Genomic DNA, 20936 nt, shown 5'->3' with positions numbered 1-20936 from the left:
CACTGCTTCTATCTTCCGCTTGATACTTTGCTCTATGGGCGACAGTATCACCCACGAGTCAGAATTGTTGAAATCACATTCCGACCCGTTCTGCTGCACGAATACGCTCCTTTTCATTCTGTCAAGAACTGCTTAATAAAGCGGTCGAGTGTATTTCTATCAACCTTACAAATTTTAGCAATCTTGCGTTTTGATACATTGGCTTTCAAAAGTTCATTTATAAGATTTACTTTTCCATGCAATTTATATTTCTCTGGTGAACTTTTCCTACCTTTCGGACGCCCTAATGTAATACCCTCCGCTTTCTTCCTAGCCAAAGCCTCCTTTGTCCTCTGGCTGATTAAGTTGCGTTCAATCTCAGCAGATAAACCGAAAGCAAAGGCAAGTACTTTACTTTGTATGTCTTCTCCCAATCGATAATTATCCTTTATAGTCCATACTCTGCATTCTTTTGTCATGCAAATATTCAAAATCTCCATAATCATAAAAAGATTACGCCCCAAACGAGATAACTCGGCACAGATGATTAGATCATCCTTTTGCACACGCTTCAACAATTTGCCCAACTCTCGTTTGTTGTATGATTTTGTTCCACTGATGGTTTCCTCAATCCAGCCGTCAATCACCAATTTATTACGTTCACAAAAATTGTTTATCTCAAAACGCTGATTCTCTACAGTCTGTTTGTCGCTGCTTACTCTAATATATCCGTAAATCATAATTTTTAGAATTTAATTACTTATATAATTATAGAAGCCCTTTGCAACTCATAAGAGAGCAAAGGGATATTAAAGCAAGCAATAGCATTAAGGAATATAGAACAATATGCTAATCATCTTCTTTCGTAATTACCGCTATCGTCAAGTTAGAAACCAAGAACCCCATAAACACAAAAAGCGTGCAACTCATTGAGCTGCACGCTTTTGCTTGCGATTTTGTATGTCTTTTCTTATCGGAATCACTTCACTTCCTCAAAATCCGCATCCTGCACATTGTCTTTGTTGTTTGTGCTTTGGCTGTTGTTAGCCTGACCTGCGTTCGGACCAGCTTGTGCACCGCCTTGTGCTCCGGTTTGTGCATACATCTCAGCACTTGCGGCTTGGAATGCGGTTTGCAATTCAGCACTTGCGGCATCGATGCCTGCTAAGTCTTGAGCTTTGTGAGCGTCTTTCAACTTCTGCAGAGCAGCTTCGATAGGAGCTTTCTTGTCGGCAGGAATCTTGTCGCCAAGGTCTTTCAACTGATTTTCGGTAGTGAAAATCAAGCTGTCTGCCTGATTCAGCTTATCTACTTTCTCGCGTTCTTTCTTATCGGCTTCGGCATTGGCTTCGGCTTCGGCTTTCATACGGTCGATTTCGTCTTTGCTTAAGCCTGACGAAGCTTCGATACGGATGGCTTGTTCCTTACCCGTTGCCTTATCTTTAGCAGATACTTTCAAGATACCGTTGGCATCGATATCGAAGGTTACCTCGATTTGAGGAACACCACGGCGAGCCGGAGCGATACCTGTCAGGTTGAACTGGCCGATAGACTTGTTTTGAGCTGCCATCGGACGTTCGCCTTGCAATACGTGGATGGTTACTTCGGTTTGGTTATCAGCCGCAGTAGAGAATACTTCGCTCTTCTTGCACGGAATAGTGGTGTTGGCATCAATCAATTTGGTCATTACACCACCCATGGTTTCGATACCCAAAGTCAACGGAGTGACATCCAGCAATACGATGTTGCCTACACCTGCTTCTTTGTTCAATACGGCACCTTGGATGGCTGCACCTACGGCTACCACTTCATCAGGGTTCACACCTTTTGAAGGAACTTTGCCGAAGTAGTCTTGAACAAGTTGCTGAACGGCAGGGATACGAGATGAACCACCTACGAGGATGACTTCATCAATATCCGAAGTGCTCAATCCAGCATCGCTTACGGCTTTCTTACACGGTTCCAAGCAAGCCTGAATCAGGTCGTGAGCCAATTGCTCGAATTTAGCACGCGTCAATGTCTTAACCAAGTGCTTGGGCACACCGCCTACCGGCATAATGTACGGCAAGTTGATTTCGGTAGATGAAGAAGAAGACAATTCGATTTTTGCCTTTTCCGCAGCTTCTTTCAGACGTTGCATAGCCATCGGGTCTTGAGTCAGGTCGGCACCTTCATCGTTCTTGAATTCCTGTACCAGCCAGTTGATGATAGCTTGGTCAAAGTCATCACCACCTAAGTGAGTATCACCGTTGGTTGCCAATACTTCGAATACACCGCCACCGAATTCCAGGATAGAGATATCGAATGTACCGCCACCGAGGTCGAACACAGCCACTTTCATATCCTTGTTGGCTTTGTCGATACCGTATGCCAAAGCGGCTGCGGTCGGTTCGTTTACGATACGTTTCACATCCAAGCCTGCGATTTGTCCAGCTTCTTTCGTTGCCTGACGTTGAGAATCGGAGAAGTATGCCGGAACGGTGATAACGGCTTCGGTCACTTCCTGACCCAAATAGTCTTCGGCTGTCTTTTTCATCTTCTGAAGAATCATAGCCGAGATTTCTTGCGGAGTGTACAGACGTCCGTCGATATCCACACGCGGTGTATTGTTGTCGCCTCTTACCACTTGGTAAGGAACACGTGCAATTTCTTTCTGCACTTGGTCGTAGGTTTCACCCATGAAACGTTTGATAGAATATACCGTACGTTTCGGGTTGGTGATAGCCTGACGCTTAGCAGGGTCGCCCACCTTACGTTCGCCACCGTCTACGAATGCTACTACCGAAGGAGTGGTGCGCTTGCCTTCGCTGTTGGCAATCACTACCGGTTCGTTACCTTCGAATACTGCTACACATGAGTTTGTAGTTCCTAAGTCAATACCAATAATCTTTCCCATAATTGTATCTATTTTTATTTGTTTACTGATTAAGTTAATTCCGTAATGCCGAAGCATCACGCTTATAGATAAACAAATGCCGTGCCATGCGGTTTTGAAGTATTTTGCTTCGGTAAATACTGACAATATGGCATAAAGTGCTGACAGGCTTTGGGTGTGATGCAGTGCAGATTCGGTAAATATTGCAGGTATAAGGGTTGAATTAGGGTTTATTAATGTTGGGATTTCTACCTTTTCTGTATTTTTGCCTACCTATTGGCAAAAGATGAGAAAACTATACCTTATTATATTAATAGGAATCTTATGGGCATTCGGCTTGGCGGAAGGGCGTGCACAACATCAAGTTGTGACGGGACGTCTTGTGCTTTCCGGTGAACAGGAAAAAGAAGAAGTTTTATCGTATGCCAATGTAGCGGTGTTGGGTTTGCCCGATTCGTTATTGGTAAAAGGTACATCTTCTGATAAAGACGGAAAATTCAGCCTTGCCTTCCAGCGGAAACCACGGACGGAATATGTATTGAAAGCCTCGTTTACGGGATGTGTGCCCTTGACGGTGGCTTTACATTCTGATTTAGATACTTTAAATTTAGGAACACTCCGGATGCGTGATGATGCGCTCCGGCTTTCGGAAGTGGTGGTCACGGCTCCTCTGAAAGCAGTCGAGCAAAAGGGAGATACCACTATTTATAATGTGAATGCTTATCCTACACCCGAAGGCTCTTATTTGGAGGCGTTGGTGAGACGTATTCCCGGACTTTCGTATGACCCGAAAACCTTGGAGATGAAATTTAACGGCTATCCGATTCAAGAGATTACGGTGAACGGAAAAGATTTCTTTAAAGGAAACAAAGAGGTGGTATTGGAAAACCTGCCGGTGAGATTCATTAGCCAATTGAAGGTATATGACAAACCGACAGAGCAAGAAAAGAAAACCGGCATGAAGTCGAACGAAAAGAACTATGTGCTCGACTTGAAAACCAAACGGGAATTTGAAGGAAGTTTATTGGCGAATGCCGAAGCTGGATATGGCACTCACAAACGGCGTGACTTGAACGGGAGGGTGATGCGTTTTAAAGAAAGCGGAGATAACTTTATGGTGAATGCCCGTTCGACCAACCGTAATTTCACATCTGCCGATGAAGACAACATCTTGAATTCGGTAAATCTTAGTGCCTCAAAGAAAGTAAAAGAAGGATTGGATTTGTCGGGAAACTTCAATTATACATATAACCGCAACGGAAGCCAGTCGGGCACGTATAACGAGCAATACCTGAGCGACGGGAATCAATATGCCTTAGCGGAGAATGACCGGTTGGGAAAGAGCCAGAACATAAACGGGTATATGAATTTGAATTGGGATATCACCAAGCGGACTTCGCTCACCTTCTCAGCCAGAGGGAGTTATGCCGATAACCGAAGCCAAAGCGAGAGCCGTACCGCTACGTTCAATGCCCGGCCCGAAGCGGACACGAAAACTCCCTTTGCTCATATCGAGGAGATAGATAAGGCTACATGGATAAACGATAACCGCCAGCAATCTTCCTCTCAAAACAAAAATACCGATTACGATTTGCGCTTGGAGGTCGTGCAGAAGATAGGGGAGAAGGACGATTTCTTGAGCTTCGACCTCAATCATACGTACCGCAAGGGGACGCAACACGATTACACGCTTGCTTCCATTGATTATTATCAGTTGCAAGACGCATGGGGAGGCGATTCGGCTTATTATCAGAACCAATACCGGCATACGCCACAAAGCTCGATGAACGATGAAGCGCACATTGCCTATACACACGCCTTTAACAAGAAAAACCGCATCCAGCTTTCATACGGATTGGAAAGGGAATACGAAAAGTTAGACGGTGCGACATTCGATTTATCGCCTTTTGAAGGAGAGCACCCCCTTTTAGGCACATTGCCCGAAGGCTATGAGACGGGCGAAGTAGATAGTTTGCATACACGTAGCCATAGCCGGACATTGAGGCATAATCTTTCGCTCCGGTATAATTACACCGATGAGGCTTGGGGTGTGGTGGCAAGTTTAGGCATGAATCCCCAACGGCGTTCCATCGAGCAATCTACCGGAGAGCATTGTGCCGATACCGTGGCACGTTCCGTGGAATGGCATTCGCAATTGAGTCTTTCGTATCAGAAAGAGGGGAGTTTTTTGGTGTTGAGTTATAGCGGAAATACCTCCCAGCCCCGGCTGGAAGATATGGTAGCCCCTACCGATTACAGTTCGCCCCTTTATATCCGCCGAAGCAATCCGCACTTGCGTCCTTCGTACCGGCATTCGGTGTACGCTACGTTCAGCAATTTCCAAAAGGGTATTTCGACCTCGCTTTCGTGGAATCAGACATTCAATTCGGTCACTCGTACCACCTTATATAATAAGGAGACGGGCGGACGGGAAACGATGCCGGTCAATATAAACGGCAATTGGGGGATAATGGGGAATGGGGCATACGACAAGCGTGTCAAGCAATTCCATTTCATGTTGAGGGCTTCGGGAGGCTATAACCGGAATGTGAGCCTGATTAATGAAGACGTTTCGCGGAATGTGAATAGCCGGAGTGTGACGGGTGCCGTTTCGCTTAGTAGTAATATCCGGTTGGCTTATCTTCCGGCATGGGGAAACATTGACTTGACCGGAGTATGGAACTTTTATCAATCGAAGAACTCTTTGCAGGGACGGAATACGTACACGCGGAATTATACATGCGGTGTAGAGAGTTCGGTCAATTTGCCTTTGCATTTTGTTGTAAGTTCGGATGCAAACTATACGTATCGGAGCGGTACGGGCATGGGAGGGGCAGATAACAATGAAGTGTTGTGGAACCTGAAAGTCTCGTGGAAGTTCCTGAAAGAAAAGCGGGGGGAATTGTCGGTTTATTGGGCGGATATCCTGAGCCAGCGTAAAAGCTTTACCCGCTATGCCAGTGCTACGGCTTTCAGCGAACGCTACGAAGAGCAGTTGAGGGGATACGTGATGTTCTCGTTCGCTTATCGTTTTGAGCGGATGAAATAGGAATATGGAAATCATCCCGCGCAGGTTGATGCTGATTGAGGCAGGGACTGTTGGACGATTTGAGTTTTTTGGATGTTAAATAATTAAAATGAAGTCCTGCATATGTCGGCATCAACTTGCGGGGAAATCAGTAGTTTACTTTTCGACCAGTGATTTTCCGTTGTTGCGTGTCAGGGTCAAGACTGGTGTACCTTCGGCATCAAGCAAGCTCACTGTGTCGTCTTCGTTCAGGGCGAAACTTGATACTTTGTTCAATGCATCCAGAATCTTGCGTTCTGTATCCATGTCCGGGCATGCCATCATGGTAGAAATCATTTGTGAAAACTTCAGCGAGTTGGCGTTGCCTTCTTCTTGCGAAAAACTGCCGTTGATGATGTTGCATCCGGCATTTCCATGAACCCGTTTCTCGGCAAAGTCAAAAGCCAGGTACGGAGTTTTTTCCATTTTGCCTACTTGTTCGTTGCCGATGGCACTGACAATCCATTCACCGCCAAGGTTCTCAGCTGAGAAAGCAGGCGTCTCACGTTTTTCCAAGGTCATGAGGGTATTGCCTTCTGTGTCGGTCAAAACCAGTCCCTCTTCGGTTCCAGCATATCCTTTTACGTTGTTCAAGGTTTGCAACACTTTGTTTTCTGTATCCATATCGGGGCATATCATACGGGTCGTGCCTATTTGTCCGAACTGAATCTTGCCCGGATTTAAAGAATCGATTTCAAAGGTTCCCATCATCCGGTTGCATCCGGCGTTTCCGTATACTCGTTTGTCTGCCATGTCCAGACCGATGAAAGGCTTGTTGGCTGCGTGTACTGTGTCTCCATTTATAGTCACGATGTTCCATTCTCCAGTCAGGTCGACTGGTTGTACGGCTTGTTTGCCGCTTCCACATGCCGTCATGCCAATGCCTGCGCAAAGGAGGACGGCGGCTTTCAAAAATGTTTTCTTCATAAGTCTGCTTTGTTTTAAAAGTGTTTCTAAATACAAAAATACGGATATAATCGAAATACTGCATGATGTTTCAGAAAAATTTATATCTTTGCGTTGTGAACGGTAGCGTTTACCGGGCATTAAATCTGAAAAATAAGAAATGAGTAAAGTATTGATTATCGGTGCAGGCGGTGTAGGTACCGTAGTTGCACACAAAGTGGCTCAACATCCCGAAGTATTCACCGAAGTGATGATTGCCAGCCGTACCCAGTCGAAATGCGATGCCATCGTGAAAGCAATCGGCAATCCTAACATCAAGACCGCTCAGGTAGATGCAGACAATGTAGACGAACTGGTGGCTTTATTCAACGGGTTTAAACCCGAAATCGTTATAAATGTGGCGCTTCCATATCAGGACTTGACCATCATGGAAGCTTGTTTGAAGTCGGGAGTGAACTACCTTGACACGGCGAATTATGAGCCGAAGGACGTGGCTCACTTTGAATATAGCTGGCAATGGGCTTACAAGAAACGTTTCGAGGATGCCGGTCTGACCGCTATTTTGGGATGCGGTTTCGACCCGGGGGTAAGCGGAGTATATACGGCGTATGCGGCTAAGCATCATTTCGATGAAATCCAGTACTTGGATATTGTAGATTGCAACGCAGGAAACCACCATAAGGCATTTGCCACGAATTTCAATCCTGAAATCAACATCCGCGAGATTACCCAAAACGGACGTTATTACGAGGACGGGAAATGGATTACCACCAAGCCGTTAGAGTTCCATAAAGACTTGACTTATCCGAATATCGGCCCGCGTGATTCGTATTTGCTCTATCATGAGGAACTGGAATCGCTGGTGAAGAATTTCCCCACTATCAAGCGTGCCCGTTTCTGGATGACCTTCGGACAGGAATACCTGACTCACTTGCGCGTAATCCAAGACATTGGTATGGCAAGTATCGAGCCGATTAATTATAATGGTATGGAAATCGTGCCGCTCCAGTTCTTGAAAGCCGTGTTGCCTAATCCGCAAGACTTGGGCGAGAATTACGAAGGCGAGACCTCTATCGGATGCCGCATCCGGGGTATCAAGGACGGCAAGGAACGTACTTATTATGTATATAACAACTGCTCGCATCAGGAAGCCTATAAGGAAACCGGTATGCAGGGCGTAAGCTATACCACAGGTGTTCCGGCAATGATTGGCGCGATGATGTTCTTGAAAGGCTTGTGGAAACGTCCGGGCGTATGGAATGTGGAAGAGTTCGACCCAGACCCGTTCATGGACGAACTGAACAAGAACGGATTGCCCTGGCATGAAGTGTTCGACGGAGATTTGGAACTGTAATTAGTGAATAGTTAATAATGAATAGTTAATAGCGGGATACCGATTTATACTATTTCATTATTAACTAACTATTAATTATTAACTATTAATTATTAACTAAAGACATGATTGTAGGAGATAAGGCTCCCGATTTGTTGGGTGTAGACCAAAACGGGAAAGAGATACATCTGAGTGATTATAAAGGGCGGAAATTAGTGCTCTATTTCTATCCGAAAGACATGACTTCGGGTTGTACTGCCCAGGCATGTAACCTGCGTGATAATTACGATGAATTGCGCAAGGCGGGTTATGAAGTGGTAGGTGTAAGCATCAACGACCAGAAATCGCATCAGAAGTTTATTGAGAAAAATCAGCTCCCTTTTACGCTGATAGCTGATACCGAACATAAATTGACGGAGGAATTCGGCGCATGGGGCGAGAAGAGCATGTGCGGGCGCAAGTATATGGGAACGTTCCGTACTACCTTTATTATAAATGAAGAAGGAGTTGTAGAGCGTATCATCTCTCCGAAAGAGGTGAAAACGAAAGAACATGCCTCACAAATATTGAAGTAAAAAACAAGAAAGTATGGCAAAAAAAGACGAATTGGCATTTGAAGGAGGAGTAGAAGGCGCTTCCTCGAAGCCTAATAATAGCGAGAAGCTGAAGGCGCTTCAAGCCGCCATGGACAAGATAGAGAAAAGCTTCGGAAAAGGTTCGATTATGAAAATGGGAGACGACCATGTAGAAGAAGTGGAAGTCATCCCTACCGGCTCTATTGCCCTCAATGCGGCATTGGGAGTGGGAGGATATCCCAAAGGACGTATCATCGAAATCTACGGACCGGAATCTTCGGGTAAGACCACATTGGCTATTCATGCTATAGCCGAGGCACAAAAGATAGGAGGCATTGCGGCGTTTATTGATGCTGAGCATGCATTCGACCGTTTCTATGCCGCAAAGTTGGGTGTAGACATTGATAATTTGTGGATATCCCAACCCGATAACGGAGAACAAGCGTTGGAAATCGCCGAGCAATTAATCCGTTCATCGGCTATTGACATTATCGTTATCGACTCGGTGGCTGCCCTTACCCCGAAAGCTGAAATTGAAGGCGATATGGGTGATAATAAAGTCGGGTTGCAGGCACGCTTGATGTCGCAGGCTTTGCGTAAGCTGACTTCGGCTATCAGCAAGACCAATACCACGTGTATCTTCATCAACCAGTTGCGCGAGAAGATAGGCGTGATGTTCGGCAATCCCGAAACCACTACCGGAGGTAATGCCTTGAAGTTTTATGCTTCTGTACGTCTGGACATTCGCCGCATCTCCCAGTTGAAAGACGGGGAAGATGTAATCGGCAATCAGGTGCGCGTAAAGGTCGTAAAGAACAAAGTCGCTCCTCCTTTCCGCAAGGCAGAGTTCGACATCATGTTCGGCGAAGGCATTTCGCGTAGCGGAGAAATCATCGACCTTGGTTCTGAACTGGGCATTATCAAGAAGAGCGGTTCGTGGTATAGCTATAACGATACCAAGTTAGGACAAGGGCGTGATGCCGCCAAGCAATGCATCCAGGATAATCCCGAACTTGCCGAAGAGCTGGAAGGGCTTATCTTTGCGGCACTGAAAGATAAAGAATAAATACGGAAATGCGTCTCTAATTAAAATCTAATCATGAATATGAAACTGACACACCTGCTTTTTACTTTAATGGCTTTTCTGGTGCTGGTGCCCGGAAAAGCTCAGAAAGCTTCGGTTGATATCCCGTATCGTTTTGCCACAAGGGCAGAAGCGCAAATGCTTATCACCGATATTGATACGTATACGAATAGTTGGAACCAATTCGACCTTAACGTGCGTTTGCAGACGCAAAACGGGCGAAAGTCCCAGTTGTTAAGATTGGCGATGGAGTCCACGCTTAATTGGAGCGATGCCGATAAGGAAAAACTGAATAAGGCGTTCGCAAAGATAGAAGCTGCAATAAAAAAGCAGGAACTGAATCTTCCGCTTCCGACAGAGGTGATTCTGATGAAGACATCCATGGCGGAAGAAAGCGGAGCTGGCGCTTATACTCGTGAGAATTGGATTGCGATTGGAGAGCAAGTATTAAATGAAGCAACAGAGGAGGATTTGGCACGCCTTGTGGCTCATGAACTTTTCCACGTCTTGACACGTGCGGATTTGGCATTCAAGAAGAAAACATACGAAACCATTGGGTTTACTGTGTTAGACCATCCGATTGCATTACCGTCTGATTTGGTGCAGAAATTGATATCCAATCCTGATGTAAGCCGGCGTGATAGCTATGCTTCATTTACGATTGAAGGGAAAAGCATTAATTGTATGATGGTGACTTATACAGATGTACCCTATACAGAAGGCACTCTTTTCCAATATATCAAAGTGGGTTTGGTACCCTTGAATGAACAGTTCGTTCCGCTTCAGGAGAATGGAGTGACTATCATTTATTCTCTTGAACAGGCTTCGGATTTCCAAAGTAAGATAGGGAAAAATACGAATTATGTAATAGACCCTGAAGAGGTGTTGGCAGATAATTTCTCGTTCTTGATGATTGAAAAAGCTGGTTTGCCTGACCCGCAAATTGTGGAAAATCTGAAAAAGGTAATGCAATAAACGTTGGAAGTGGAAGCAGCAAATAAACCGTTTAAGAAGTTGCTTTCAGGAAGGCATTAAGAACCGGTCAAATTGTCAGTCCTGTACTGACAGATATGCATACGGCTTCGATGGCCAACGCATCTTGCTTCATCACGCAAAGAAGCAGGGTGTGTTGGTCATCGAAGCCTGCTTCGTTTTTAGCCGGATTCTTAATAATATTGGTTAATGATTGGAAGGCAATGATGGATATTCGGAAAAATTTTCTTATATTGCCAACGTTAACCCTTTAAACGAATAATTGGTATGGAAGTGCATCATGATGAAGCGCAGAAGAAATTCTGGGTAGAAGTTGACGGGTATAAGGCTGACATGTCTTATCATCTGAAAGAAGGGCATTTGGATATCCGGCATACCTTGGTTCCGGAAGCGATTGGCGGCAGGGGGATAGCCTCGATGTTGGTGAAAACCGCATACGACTATGCCCGCCATAAAGGATTAAAGCCTATGGCTACATGTGCGTATGCCGTACGTTGGTTGCAGAGGCATCCTGAGTATCAGGGTGTAATCAGCGAAGACTATGCGGGAAGCGGGACGTGTGCATTGTAAGAGGAGGCTCTTATTCGTACTTTTCCGCGTGGGCTAATCTCTTGGCTGCTGCTCTATCGGGCTTGCCTGTCCCGGTCAGTGGGAGAGAGGTGACTTGTATCAGTTGTTTGGGATGCCAGTAAATCGGAAGTTGCTGGCATGCCCGATGGATGTTTTGTTTTTCTTCTTCACTGAATGGACCTTCATGCTGAATCAGGAGCACAATCCGTTCGCCGAATTTGGCATCGGGGGCAGATGTTATGGCAAAAGGAAAGGGAAGCAGAGGCTTTAAAGTGCTTTCCACTTGCTCTATCTGCACTTTTATACCTCCTGTATTAATCGTATTGTCTTTTCTTCCAAGGATGCGGAATTGTCCTGCATTGTTTAATTCGATGATGTCGTTTGTGATGAGTTGCTGGGGGCAGACTAAGGGAGCGTCTATGATTAATGTCCCTTCTTCTGATAGGCTTAGCGTAACATGCTCGAACGGTGTGTACCATTCGGATGCATCCGGTCCGTTCAATTTCCGTAGAGCAATGTGTGAAAGGGTTTCGGTCATACCGTAGGTGCTCCATACATCGCAAGGAAAAGTTTTTAAGGCTTCTTCCATATCAGGGTCGATAGCCCCTCCTCCGATAATCAAGTGCCTGATGTTTTTCAGCCGTTCGCGTTCGGTAGGGTTTTGTAAGGAATTATAGACCTGCATGGGAATCAATGCGCCGAACGCAAGAGGCTGGTTCATGTCTTGCAGGGGATGGCCGCATGGGGTGACGGGAATCAGGTTGAGTCCTGCAACAAGGGCACGGACTACAACCATTTTTCCCGCAATGTATTGCAAGGGCATGCAGAGCAAGGCATTGTCTCCACGGGTCAAATGCAGGAAAGAGACCGTCAGCATGGCACTATTCATCATGCGCCGCTTTTCTACAAAAAGCGCTTTGGGTGTACCGGTAGAGCCGGATGTATGTACTTTTACCGTATCTGAATCATTAAACCATTCGGCAAGGAAATCGGTTAGGTGTGCCAAGAAGCTTTCTTCTCCTTCTTGTTTACGGAAAAAGATTTGCAAGCGGCTGGGTTTTCCGGATATGGCACGGGCATCTTCGGCGGTATAGGTTTTTCCGAGGATGGTAATGGTTTGACGCGATATTTCGGTGATAAAATGATTCATGTTGGAAATTCTCAAAATTTGGTAAAGTCCGGTTCCGGTTGCTCAGGAAGAAACCAAAGGCAATCTCCTTGGATGGCAAGCGGATAGGGAATGTTATCGGTGAAGAGTTGTCCGGTGCCCAGTCCTTGCGGCATGTGAGGGTTCAGTGTAGCACACCATTGGGCGATGCTGTTCAGCCCTACGTTTGATTCGAGGGCTGAAGTTACCCATGAACCGATGCTTCTTTCTTTGGCAAGCTTTATCCATTCTTCCGAACCATGCAGTCCTCCGTGAAGCGAAGGTTTCAAGATGATGTATTGCGGACGGATGGTGTCAAGCAATTGGCGCTTGCGTTCGGAGTGATTAATCCCTATCAGTTCCTCGTCCAATGCAATGGGGATAGGTGTTTCTTGGCACAATTTACTCATCTCTTCCCATTGTCCGGCACGGATGGGCTGTTCGATGGAATGCAGGTGGAACCGGCTTAATTGCTCTAACTTACGGGGAGCATCGGCTGGTGAGAAAGCTCCGTTGGCATCTACCCTCAGTTCGATTTCTTGAGGAGAAAAATGCTGGCGGATATGTGCCAATAATTCCAGTTCCCGTTCGAAGTCGATTGCTCCGATTTTGACTTTGATGCACCGGAAACCTGCTTTCATCTTTTCTTCTATCCGGCGGTACATCTCGTCGAAATTGCCCATCCAAATCAGCCCGTTGATGGGGATGCCTTGTTTCCCCTCGGAGAAAGGTGTATTCCAAAACCGGAGGCTTCCGGCACGGAGATGGCAAAATGCCGTTTCCAGTCCGAATAACATGGAAGGATAGGGGCGCAATGCTTCATAATCGATGCTTCCCCGTTCGGCGGTTTGCAGGCAATGGCAGGTGAGCACGTCTTCGTAATCGGGAATGTCATCGCAGCTCAAGGCAGGAAGCGGGGCACATTCGCCAATACCGTATCTTCCGGTTCCGGTTTCTTGCAGTACAAGATACCAGACTTTACGGGTGAGATAGACTCCTCTGGATGTGCCTGCTGGTTGCTTGAAATGTAAGGTGCGCGGTATAATCTTGATTGTGTACATAGGCTTACGGCAATTTGGGGTATTTCGACCAGTCGGGTTTGCGCTTTTCCAAGAATGCTTTGCCGCCTTCTTGGGCTTCTTCGGTCATGTAATACAACATAGTCGCGTCTCCTGCTAATTCCTGGATGCCGGCTTGTCCGTCCAGTTCGGCGTTTAGTCCGGCTTTAATCATGCGGAGGGCAAGGGGGCTGTGTTGCATCATGGTTTCTGCCCATGCCACGACTTCGTCTTCCAATTGGTCGAAAGGCACGACTTTATTTACCAATCCCATTTCCAATGCCTCTTGTGCTGAATATTGGCGGCAAAGGAACCAGATTTCGCGTGCTTTCTTTTGTCCTACGACGCGTGCTAAATAAGATGCGCCGAATCCGGCATCAAAGCTCCCTACGCGCGGACCGGTCTGTCCGAAGATGGCATTATCGGAAGCGATGGTCAAATCGCATACGACATGAAGCACATGTCCGCCTCCGATGGCATATCCGTTAACCATGGCAATGACCGGTTTCGGGATGGAACGGATTTGCTTTTGTACGTCGAGGATATTCAGGCGGGGCACGCCATCAGAACCTACATACCCTCCATGCCCTTTTACGTGCATGTCTCCTCCAGAGCAGAATGCCTTATCGCCTGCACCGGTCAGTACGATGACGTTGATATCCGGACATTCGCGGCAATAGAGCAAGGCATTGCTCAGTTCCATGGTCGTATCGGGGGTAAAAGCATTGCGGTACCTTGGGCGGTTGATGGTGATTTTCGCGATGCCATTATAATAATCGAAAAGAATATCGTTGTATTCTTTGATGGTTTTCCATTCTCTTTGTGCCATAATCGCTTTCTTTTATTGTTTCAAGTTATGATAATATGCTTTTAATAATTCGATGTCCTGATTCTTGTCGGTAAATACTTCCAATAGCATCGGACGATGGGTGACAGAGGGTTGCATGAATGTTTCCAGTGCGGTTTGCAATTCTTCTTCATCGTGTGCGCAAAGGTATTCGAAGCCTCGGTCTTCTGCCCATGCTTTTGCCGATGCATGATGGGTGCCCGTCACGAAACGGCGTGCGTTTTCGTGCAAAGTCAGTCCGGGCAGGGCATGGAAGATTTCTCCTCCTTCATTATTGAGTAAAAGGATGCGGATGTTGCATCCGTAATTGGTGTTCCACAAGGCATTCATGTCATAGAAGAAACTCAGGTCTCCTATCAGGATAAAGTTCAACTTGTCCGATACGGTCGCATAGCCCAAGGCGGTGGAAAGCGAACCTTCGATGCCGTTTGTACCTCGGTTGGACAAGACTTCCACTTCGGGGGGAAGGTCGAAGAGTTGGGCATACCGTACCGTAGAACTATTGGCAAGATGCAGGGAGCAAGGCGAGGGGAGGCGCCGGATGACTTCGCCTATCGCGCTCATTTCGGAATAAGCGAATTGGGCTTTGGGAATTGCTTTCGATTTCATTTCCCATTTTTTAGGATAGTCGGGCGTAGGCGCATCGATTAGAGTGGCGGTTTTCTCCAAAAATTCAAACGGGTCCATTTCGATAACTACACTTAACGAACCGTAAAGGTCGGCTATTTCCCCGTCTGCCGAGATGTGCCAATGTTCGATAGGAGGATGTTTCCGCAAGAATTTCTTCAGGCGTTTCGAGATGATATGCCCGCCATACGTAATCAGCAATTCGGGACGCATTGTCTCTTGCATGTCGTTGTTCATCGAGCACAACAGGGGTTCGATGTTGCGGATAGGCATACCCGGAACGGTCTGGTTGCTGATGTTCTCGGTGAACCAAGCGAAATGCTTATAGATTAATTGGGTGTATTTTTTGTCGAAAAGATAAATCAAGTTCATTTGCCCTACTACCGCCATGCGCCTTTGGTATTTGTTCAACCGTTCGATGAGCGGCTTGTAATCCTTTTCGTAGATATTCAATCCTTGATAGCGGGTAATGACGCGCGCTTGGGGCAATTCGTTTACGGGAAGCAAGAAGAACGGTTCGCTAATGGGCACATTGATATGCACCGGGCCTTTCCCATGGTGGTGAGTCTCCAACAGGGCTTCGTTGATGAGCCGGTTGCAGAACCATTCGTCTTCTTCGGTTTGCACTTCGGGAAGGTTGGCTGATTTTTTGACTAATGTGCCGAATACACCCGGTTGGGGCAGGGTTTGCCCATCCATTTGCCCGATCCACGCGGCTGGACGGTCGGCGGATATAACCACTAAGGGCACTTGCTGGTAAAAGGCTTCAGCCACGGCTGGGTGCAGGTTGAGCAGGGCAGTGCCCGAGGTGCAGCATACAGCTACAGGAGCGCCTTCGTGCAATGCCAGTCCGAGTGCGAAGAAGCCCGCGCTTCGTTCATCGGTCATGGGATAGCATACGAATTCGGGCACATTGGCAAAGGTTTGCGCCAACGGAATGTTCCGGCTTCCGGGACAAATTACAATCCGCCGGATGCCGTGTGCGCGGAGCAAGGCGGTCAGTTGCAATATGTTCTTCTTGTCTGTAAACATGTTTTGTCTTTATTAATGTGTCTGTTTAGAAACGCAGATTCACGCAGATTAGCGCAGATAATAATTATTAATCCAATTTGCGTTAATCTGCGAAAATCTGCGTTTTTCATTCTGTCGGATCATTTGTACACTTATAATATCTTCAGCATGGTTTTCAACTTCTGTTGTGTCTCTTCCCATTCGGTTTCTAAAGTAGATGAGGGCAGAATGCCTCCTCCGGCATAGAGGATGCTTTTTTTGCCTTTTATTTTCATGCAACGCAAGTTGACATAAAGCGAAGTGTCTTCTTGCGGGTCGAGCCAGCCGATGATGCCGGCATAGTAATTCCGGTCAAATCCTTCGTTTTCTTCGATGAATGTGTAGGCTTCTTGTTTCGGAAGTCCGCATACGGCAGGTGTAGGATGCAGCTCTTTCAGGATATTTCCTAAATTGGAGGCGTCTTTCAGCTGGAAATTGAAGTCGGTCTTCAGATGTACCAATTCGCCTGCACGTGCCGTATAAGGCCCTTTTTCGGTGATTTTGCTTCCGAATTGTTTTACGGTCTTGCGTATATAATCGCTCACGAATGCCTGTTCCCGCTGGTTCTTTTCGCTCCATTCGGTAGGCATGACATCTCCTTGCATCGGCATGGTTCCGGCAAGTGATACGGTATGCCATTGGGTGTCGTGCCCGCTTAGGATGATTTCGGGTGTGCTTCCAAGCCAAGTTCCCGTTTCCGGCGTATGGCAAAGCGAAATCATCATGCGCGGATAATTGTTGCAGGCATTGACAAAAGCGGAGAGCGGAGAGAAGTCTTCGGGCAGGTCTTGGTGGATGCAACGCGATAATACGAGCTTCTGAAACGTGTTTTGTTGCAGAGGCCCGATGAACCGTTTGAAGGCTTCTTCGTAAGTCTCCTTGTCTTTTTCCGATAAATCCGGTTGGAATGCCTGGTTGGCGGAAACAAGCGGAAGCTCGTTTGGCGAAGCCGGAATTTCCTCCGGATGTGCTTTGGCAAATTGGTCTAATGTCTCGCTGATGGCTTCCCATTCGCACACTCTATGGTCCGGACGGATGAGGACAATCGGGTGTTGCTCGGTTTGCTTGAACGGGGCAATCAGGAAACCTTGTTTCCCGTTCAGGTCGGTCAAGTCATTTAAGATATGTGCCTCCCGGCTTTCTTGCAATATTAGGATAGGCTCGTCTGTCCACGGCTGGCGGTAGAGGGCAAAGCTGGCCTTGCTCCGTGTCAGGCTGTCTATTAGTTTATGAATGGATATGGAAGGCAGTATCATGACCGTTTCTTTATAATCAGGTTGGTAATGCGGGCGGTGGATATCAGTTTGCCCTCCGGTGTGACGATGTCTACATTCCATACGTGCTGGGTGCGTCCGCGGTGTACGATGGTGGCACGGGCTTCTACATACCGTCCTTCTCCTACGGGAGTCATGCCTACGTGGTTGGCGCTTACCTGAATGCCTACGGGCTCTTCGTCTTCTTTGCACAAGACTATCGATCCATAGCCGCTTACGATTTCGGCACATGCCAATGAGGCTCCTCCGTTCAGGATGTCTACGGGGGTGCAGGGGCGTGCCGTATGGTCGTTTACGGGCATAGTCGCTTTGATGTATCCTTCTTTTACTTCTACTAATTTAATGCCGAGGTGTCGGGCAATGGATTCTTTCGGTTCGTAGGGTTTACCGGGTTCTATTTGCATATTCTTCCTCTTTTTATGATTAATGAACGTGCAAAGTTACATTTATTTTGTGGCATTTTCTATCTTTCGATTCAAAATCTGATGTAATTTTGCGCCGGAATCTTAAAAAGATGTTTTTATGGATATGCAAAAAATGAAAGGGCACGGAGCGATGCTTTGCGCCAATGCCATGTGGGGGTTGATGTCTCCGTTGGCTAAGCTTGTAATGGTGGGAGGGTTGGTCACTCCGTTGGTTGTGACCGACTTGCGTGTCTTCGGGGCGATGCTCCTGTTTTGGATTGCTTCGTTTTTCCGCAAGCCCGAACACGTGGGGCATAAAGATTTGGCTAAGCTTTTTGTGGCTTCCTTGTTGGCTATTGTGTTCAATCAGGGGTGTTTCATCTTTGGGGTGGGGCTTACTTCGCCCGCCGATGCTTCCATTATCACCACCAGCATGCCCCTATGGGCAATGGTGCTTGCGGCTATCTTCTTGAAAGAGCCGGTTACGGGCAAAAAGGTGTTGGGCATCGCTTTCGGCGCTACGGGGGCTTTGTTGCTGATTATGGGGAGTTCGAATACCGGGGCTTCGGTGTCGAATCCGTATAGCGTATGGGGCGATTTGCTGGTCTTGACGGCTCAGTTGAGCTATGCGTTCTATTTGGTCTTGTTCAAGAATTTTGTAAGCAAGTATTCGGTGTTCACCATCATGAAGTGGATGTTCACTTACGCTTTCATCTGCTTGCTCCCGTTTTCTTATAACGATTTGTTGGCGGCTGGATGGTCAAGCTTAAGCATGGAAGAAATCGGTTCGATACTTTTCATCGTGGTGGGAGGCACATTCTTATGTTATGTGTTTGTGATTGTAGGCCAGAAGAACTTGCGCCCTACGGTGGCTGGCATGTATAATTATGTGCAGCCGGTCGTGGCTTGCATTGTGGCGATATGCTGGGGCATGGACACGTTCAATTGGGTGAAAGGGCTTTCCGTCCTCTTGATATTCGGAGGGGTCTATATGGTGACCCGAAGCCGCTCGCGGGCGGAAATGGAGGCGCACGAGAAGAAAACGGGCAAGTAAGCTGGGCGTATTTTGAAAATTAAACGCAGAGACGCAAAGACGCGGAGTTCTTCAAGAGCCTGTTTAAATTTTAGGAATATCCGCATTTTCCCAATTAACTGTAGGGGCGTATTGCATACGCCCTGAATACACCTACTTATCCATGTGGATGTTTTCGGGTGTATGCGATACGCCCCTACGTTTGTCACATTTGTTCTTTGCCTTCTCTAAATTGTTGCTCTGCGCTTTTGCGTCTCTGCGTTTTTATTTACAACAAGTCTTTTACGCTTTTTGCTCCTCCGCTTCGGCTTTCAGCTCGTCTTCTCCCCAGTGGGTTTCGGCTTCACGTTTTTCGCGCTCGATAACCTCTTGTGCTTTGCGCGGGTAGAGGATGAGGCGGAGCGAATGGTCGTAGGTCATGTAGCTCCACATCCAGTTGAAGAGGACGTTGAGCTTGTTCCTTACGCCGAGGATGGAGCGCAGGTGTACCACCAGCCACAAGAACCAGGCAATCCAGCCTTGGGTCTTTAAGGAACTGAATTCGGCCACGGCCTTGTTCCTTCCTACGGTAGCCATGCTTCCCAAGTTGCGGTAACGGAACGGTTTCAGCTTTTTCCCTTTTTGGATGCGTATCAGGTTTTCCGCCAACAGATTGCCTTGCTGGATAGCCACTTGTGCCAGTTGCGGATGTCCGTTCGGATAGTCCTTGTCTCCGCTCATGATGCATTGGTCTCCGATGCTATAGATATTGTCGAATCCTTCTACCTTATTATATGCGTCTACCTTGATTCGTCCTCCGCGTCCGATAGAAGCGGCGGGCATATTTCCGATAGCTTGGGCACGCACGCCGCTCACCCAAATGAAGGTTCGGGTAGGAATCTGAGTGCCGTCTTCCAATATCACTTTATGGTCGCGGTAATCCAATACTTTCTTGTCCAGCCATACATTGATGCCCATTTCGCGCAAGAATTCGGCTGATTTCTTAGATGATACAGGTGCCATGCCTGAGAGCAGACGGTTTCCTGCTTCTATCAGATAGATTTGGAGCAGGTTTTCGTTCATGTCGGGATAGTCTTTGGGCAGGACGTAGCGTTTCATTTCCGCCAATGCCCCGGCTATTTCCACTCCGGTAGCGCCTCCTCCTACGATGACGATGTTCAGCAGTTCGCGCCGTTCTTGTTCGGTGGCGCAGGTCACGCTTCGCTCGAAATTGCTCAATAAAGCGTTGCGCAATCCCATGGCTTCTTGTAAAGTCTTCATCGGGATAGCTTCCCGCTCGATGTTCTGGTTCCCGAAGAAATTGGAGGTCGTACCTGCCGCCAATATCAGGTAATCGTATTCGATTTTTCCGATAGAGGTCTGAAGGATGTTCTTTTCGGGGAAAATCAGACGGGCTTCCGCCATCCGATAGTGTACGTGCGAGTTCTTTCCGAAGATTTTCCGGAAGGGAAAGGAGATAGAACTCGGTTCGATGCCTGCAGATGCCACTTGATAGATGAGTGGCGGGAATTGATGATAGTTGTTTTTGTCAATCAGGATGACTTGAAAGTCGGACTTCGATAATTTGTTTGCCAGTTTAAGGCCTCCGAAGCCTCCTCCCACAATGACAACTCTCTTTTTACCTTTTTCTCTTTCAATGTTGAAACTCATACCATTTTGTTTTTTGTGTATTGCTGGTGCAAAGTTACAACATTATTGGGATTAAAAGGATATATTTACCGGTAAATTAAAGAAAAATTTCCGTAATTCATATACGAGCCTGAAAAACTCCATGACCGTGTTAACTTTTTCTTCCATAAAAAGCACTTCTATAAATGAAAATAGGAATCAAACTTCAAAGTCTGATTCCTATTTTTATTTATTGTTTCTCAGCGGAGAAACAGGGATTCGAACCCTGGGAACAGTTACCCGTTCACCGCATTTCGAGTGCGGCCCGATCGACCACTCCGGCATCTCTCCAAAAAGATTAAAGCGCCTTTTGAAAATTCAAAAAGCGCTTTACAGGGCGGAGAGACAGGGATTCGAACCCCGGGTACCTCGCGGTACAACGGTTTTCAAGACCGCCGCAATCGACCACTCTGCCACCTCTCCAAACTTCTTTGTCAAGTGCTTTT

The 20936-nt window shown here is 46.9% G+C and carries 17 protein-coding genes and 2 tRNA genes; 7 read left to right on the top strand and 12 right to left on the bottom strand.

What is annotated here, in order from left to right; all coding sequences use genetic code 11:
• Positions 1-113: 113 nt before the first annotated feature.
• A complete protein-coding gene (locus tag B5F91_RS13660) occupies positions 114-719 on the bottom strand; it encodes a master DNA invertase Mpi family serine-type recombinase (RefSeq protein ID WP_087429605.1) in 606 nt (201 codons plus the stop codon).
• A 239-nt stretch (positions 720-958) separates the two neighbouring features.
• Entirely contained in the window at positions 959-2875 is a 1917-nt protein-coding gene (dnaK, locus tag B5F91_RS13650) for a molecular chaperone DnaK (RefSeq protein ID WP_087429609.1), read from the bottom strand.
• A gap of 265 nt (positions 2876-3140) precedes the next feature.
• Between dnaK and B5F91_RS13645 the strand changes: the two genes are divergently transcribed.
• On the top strand, positions 3141-5903 hold the full coding sequence (locus tag B5F91_RS13645; protein ID WP_087429604.1) for an outer membrane beta-barrel protein: 2763 nt from the start codon (positions 3141-3143) through the stop codon (positions 5901-5903).
• A 135-nt stretch (positions 5904-6038) separates the two neighbouring features.
• Here B5F91_RS13645 and B5F91_RS13640 read toward each other — a convergent pair whose 3' ends face one another.
• Positions 6039-6848 (bottom strand): META domain-containing protein, encoded by an 810-nt coding sequence (locus tag B5F91_RS13640; protein ID WP_087429608.1) that lies wholly within the window; start codon positions 6846-6848, stop codon positions 6039-6041.
• Positions 6849-6987: 139 nt separating this feature from the next.
• Between B5F91_RS13640 and B5F91_RS13635 the strand changes: the two genes are divergently transcribed.
• The 5 genes from B5F91_RS13635 to B5F91_RS13615 all read left to right on the top strand — a co-directional run bounded on the left by B5F91_RS13635 (position 6988) and on the right by B5F91_RS13615 (position 11382).
• Positions 6988-8181, top strand: coding sequence for a saccharopine dehydrogenase family protein (locus tag B5F91_RS13635; RefSeq protein ID WP_087429603.1), 1194 nt, complete (start codon positions 6988-6990; stop codon positions 8179-8181).
• 104 nt (positions 8182-8285) lie between these two features.
• On the top strand, positions 8286-8735 hold the full coding sequence (gene bcp, locus B5F91_RS13630; protein ID WP_087429602.1) for a thioredoxin-dependent thiol peroxidase: 450 nt from the start codon (positions 8286-8288) through the stop codon (positions 8733-8735).
• 13 nt (positions 8736-8748) lie between these two features.
• Positions 8749-9801 carry a recombinase RecA gene (recA, locus tag B5F91_RS13625; protein ID WP_087429601.1) on the top strand — a complete coding sequence of 351 codons (1053 nt, stop codon included), beginning with the start codon at positions 8749-8751 and terminating at the stop codon, positions 9799-9801.
• 33 nt (positions 9802-9834) lie between these two features.
• A complete protein-coding gene (locus B5F91_RS13620; RefSeq protein WP_144025130.1) occupies positions 9835-10794 on the top strand; it encodes a DUF4157 domain-containing protein in 960 nt (319 codons plus the stop codon).
• 285 nt (positions 10795-11079) lie between these two features.
• Positions 11080-11382 carry a GNAT family N-acetyltransferase gene (locus B5F91_RS13615; protein WP_087429600.1) on the top strand — a complete coding sequence of 101 codons (303 nt, stop codon included), beginning with the start codon at positions 11080-11082 and terminating at the stop codon, positions 11380-11382.
• Positions 11383-11392: 10 nt separating this feature from the next.
• On the opposite strand, the gene B5F91_RS13610 is transcribed toward B5F91_RS13615, so the two are convergent.
• The 6 genes from B5F91_RS13610 to B5F91_RS13585 all read right to left on the bottom strand — a co-directional run bounded on the left by B5F91_RS13610 (position 11393) and on the right by B5F91_RS13585 (position 17789).
• On the bottom strand, positions 11393-12532 hold the full coding sequence (locus tag B5F91_RS13610) for an AMP-binding protein (protein WP_087429599.1): 1140 nt from the start codon (positions 12530-12532) through the stop codon (positions 11393-11395).
• An 11-nt stretch (positions 12533-12543) separates the two neighbouring features.
• Positions 12544-13590, bottom strand: coding sequence for an o-succinylbenzoate synthase (locus tag B5F91_RS13605; RefSeq protein ID WP_087429598.1), 1047 nt, complete (start codon positions 13588-13590; stop codon positions 12544-12546).
• Between the two features lie 4 nt (positions 13591-13594).
• Positions 13595-14416 (bottom strand): 1,4-dihydroxy-2-naphthoyl-CoA synthase, encoded by an 822-nt coding sequence (gene menB, locus B5F91_RS13600; protein WP_087429597.1) that lies wholly within the window; start codon positions 14414-14416, stop codon positions 13595-13597.
• A gap of 12 nt (positions 14417-14428) precedes the next feature.
• On the bottom strand, positions 14429-16093 hold the full coding sequence (menD, locus tag B5F91_RS13595) for a 2-succinyl-5-enolpyruvyl-6-hydroxy-3-cyclohexene-1-carboxylic-acid synthase (protein ID WP_087429596.1): 1665 nt from the start codon (positions 16091-16093) through the stop codon (positions 14429-14431).
• A gap of 131 nt (positions 16094-16224) precedes the next feature.
• Positions 16225-17367: an isochorismate synthase gene (locus B5F91_RS13590; RefSeq protein ID WP_087429595.1), complete on the bottom strand. Its 1143-nt coding sequence runs from the start codon at positions 17365-17367 to the stop codon at positions 16225-16227.
• The gene (locus B5F91_RS13585) at positions 17364-17789 is read right to left on the bottom strand and encodes a PaaI family thioesterase (protein WP_087429594.1); all 426 of its coding nucleotides are present in this window, start codon (positions 17787-17789) and stop codon (positions 17364-17366) included. Before B5F91_RS13585 ends, B5F91_RS13590 begins: the two co-directional genes overlap by 4 nt.
• Before the next feature lie 124 nt (positions 17790-17913).
• Here B5F91_RS13585 and B5F91_RS13580 point away from each other — a divergent pair, with 124 nt between their 5' ends.
• Positions 17914-18843 carry a DMT family transporter gene (locus B5F91_RS13580; protein ID WP_087429606.1) on the top strand — a complete coding sequence of 310 codons (930 nt, stop codon included), beginning with the start codon at positions 17914-17916 and terminating at the stop codon, positions 18841-18843.
• Between the two features lie 261 nt (positions 18844-19104).
• On the opposite strand, the gene B5F91_RS13575 is transcribed toward B5F91_RS13580, so the two are convergent.
• The 3 genes from B5F91_RS13575 to B5F91_RS13565 all read right to left on the bottom strand — a co-directional run bounded on the left by B5F91_RS13575 (position 19105) and on the right by B5F91_RS13565 (position 20913).
• A complete protein-coding gene (locus B5F91_RS13575) occupies positions 19105-20472 on the bottom strand; it encodes an NAD(P)/FAD-dependent oxidoreductase (RefSeq protein ID WP_087429593.1) in 1368 nt (455 codons plus the stop codon).
• Between the two features lie 222 nt (positions 20473-20694).
• Positions 20695-20781 (bottom strand) — tRNA-Ser (locus tag B5F91_RS13570).
• A gap of 47 nt (positions 20782-20828) precedes the next feature.
• Positions 20829-20913, bottom strand: a tRNA-Ser gene (locus B5F91_RS13565).
• Positions 20914-20936 lie beyond the last annotated feature (23 nt).

This window comes from Bacteroides sp. An322 (genome assembly GCF_002161765.1).
Taxonomy (GTDB): Bacteria; Bacteroidota; Bacteroidia; order Bacteroidales; family Bacteroidaceae; genus Phocaeicola; species Phocaeicola merdavium.
The sequence above is the reverse complement of the archived record's forward strand: the minus strand, read 5'-3'. Positions and strand labels throughout refer to the sequence as shown.

Excerpts from the sequence above, each read along its gene's own strand:
- B5F91_RS13610 (WP_087429599.1), bottom strand. The coding sequence starts at position 12,532 with ATGAATCATTTTATCACCGAAATATCGCGTCAAACCATTACCATCCTC.
- B5F91_RS13620 (WP_144025130.1), top strand. The coding sequence starts at position 9,835 with ATGAATATGAAACTGACACACCTGCTTTTTACTTTAATGGCTTTTCTG.
- menB (WP_087429597.1), bottom strand. The coding sequence starts at position 14,416 with ATGGCACAAAGAGAATGGAAAACCATCAAAGAATACAACGATATTCTT.
- B5F91_RS13645 (WP_087429604.1), top strand. The coding sequence starts at position 3,141 with ATGAGAAAACTATACCTTATTATATTAATAGGAATCTTATGGGCATTC.
- recA (WP_087429601.1), top strand. The coding sequence starts at position 8,749 with ATGGCAAAAAAAGACGAATTGGCATTTGAAGGAGGAGTAGAAGGCGCT.
- B5F91_RS13575 (WP_087429593.1), bottom strand. The coding sequence starts at position 20,472 with ATGAGTTTCAACATTGAAAGAGAAAAAGGTAAAAAGAGAGTTGTCATT.
- B5F91_RS13640 (WP_087429608.1), bottom strand. The coding sequence starts at position 6,848 with ATGAAGAAAACATTTTTGAAAGCCGCCGTCCTCCTTTGCGCAGGCATT.
- B5F91_RS13580 (WP_087429606.1), top strand. The coding sequence starts at position 17,914 with ATGCAAAAAATGAAAGGGCACGGAGCGATGCTTTGCGCCAATGCCATG.
- B5F91_RS13590 (WP_087429595.1), bottom strand. The coding sequence starts at position 17,367 with ATGATACTGCCTTCCATATCCATTCATAAACTAATAGACAGCCTGACA.
- dnaK (WP_087429609.1), bottom strand. The coding sequence starts at position 2,875 with ATGGGAAAGATTATTGGTATTGACTTAGGAACTACAAACTCATGTGTA.
- bcp (WP_087429602.1), top strand. The coding sequence starts at position 8,286 with ATGATTGTAGGAGATAAGGCTCCCGATTTGTTGGGTGTAGACCAAAAC.
- B5F91_RS13585 (WP_087429594.1), bottom strand. The coding sequence starts at position 17,789 with ATGCAAATAGAACCCGGTAAACCCTACGAACCGAAAGAATCCATTGCC.
- menD (WP_087429596.1), bottom strand. The coding sequence starts at position 16,093 with ATGTTTACAGACAAGAAGAACATATTGCAACTGACCGCCTTGCTCCGC.
- B5F91_RS13605 (WP_087429598.1), bottom strand. The coding sequence starts at position 13,590 with ATGTACACAATCAAGATTATACCGCGCACCTTACATTTCAAGCAACCA.
- B5F91_RS13635 (WP_087429603.1), top strand. The coding sequence starts at position 6,988 with ATGAGTAAAGTATTGATTATCGGTGCAGGCGGTGTAGGTACCGTAGTT.
- B5F91_RS13660 (WP_087429605.1), bottom strand. The coding sequence starts at position 719 with ATGATTTACGGATATATTAGAGTAAGCAGCGACAAACAGACTGTAGAG.
- B5F91_RS13615 (WP_087429600.1), top strand. The coding sequence starts at position 11,080 with ATGGAAGTGCATCATGATGAAGCGCAGAAGAAATTCTGGGTAGAAGTT.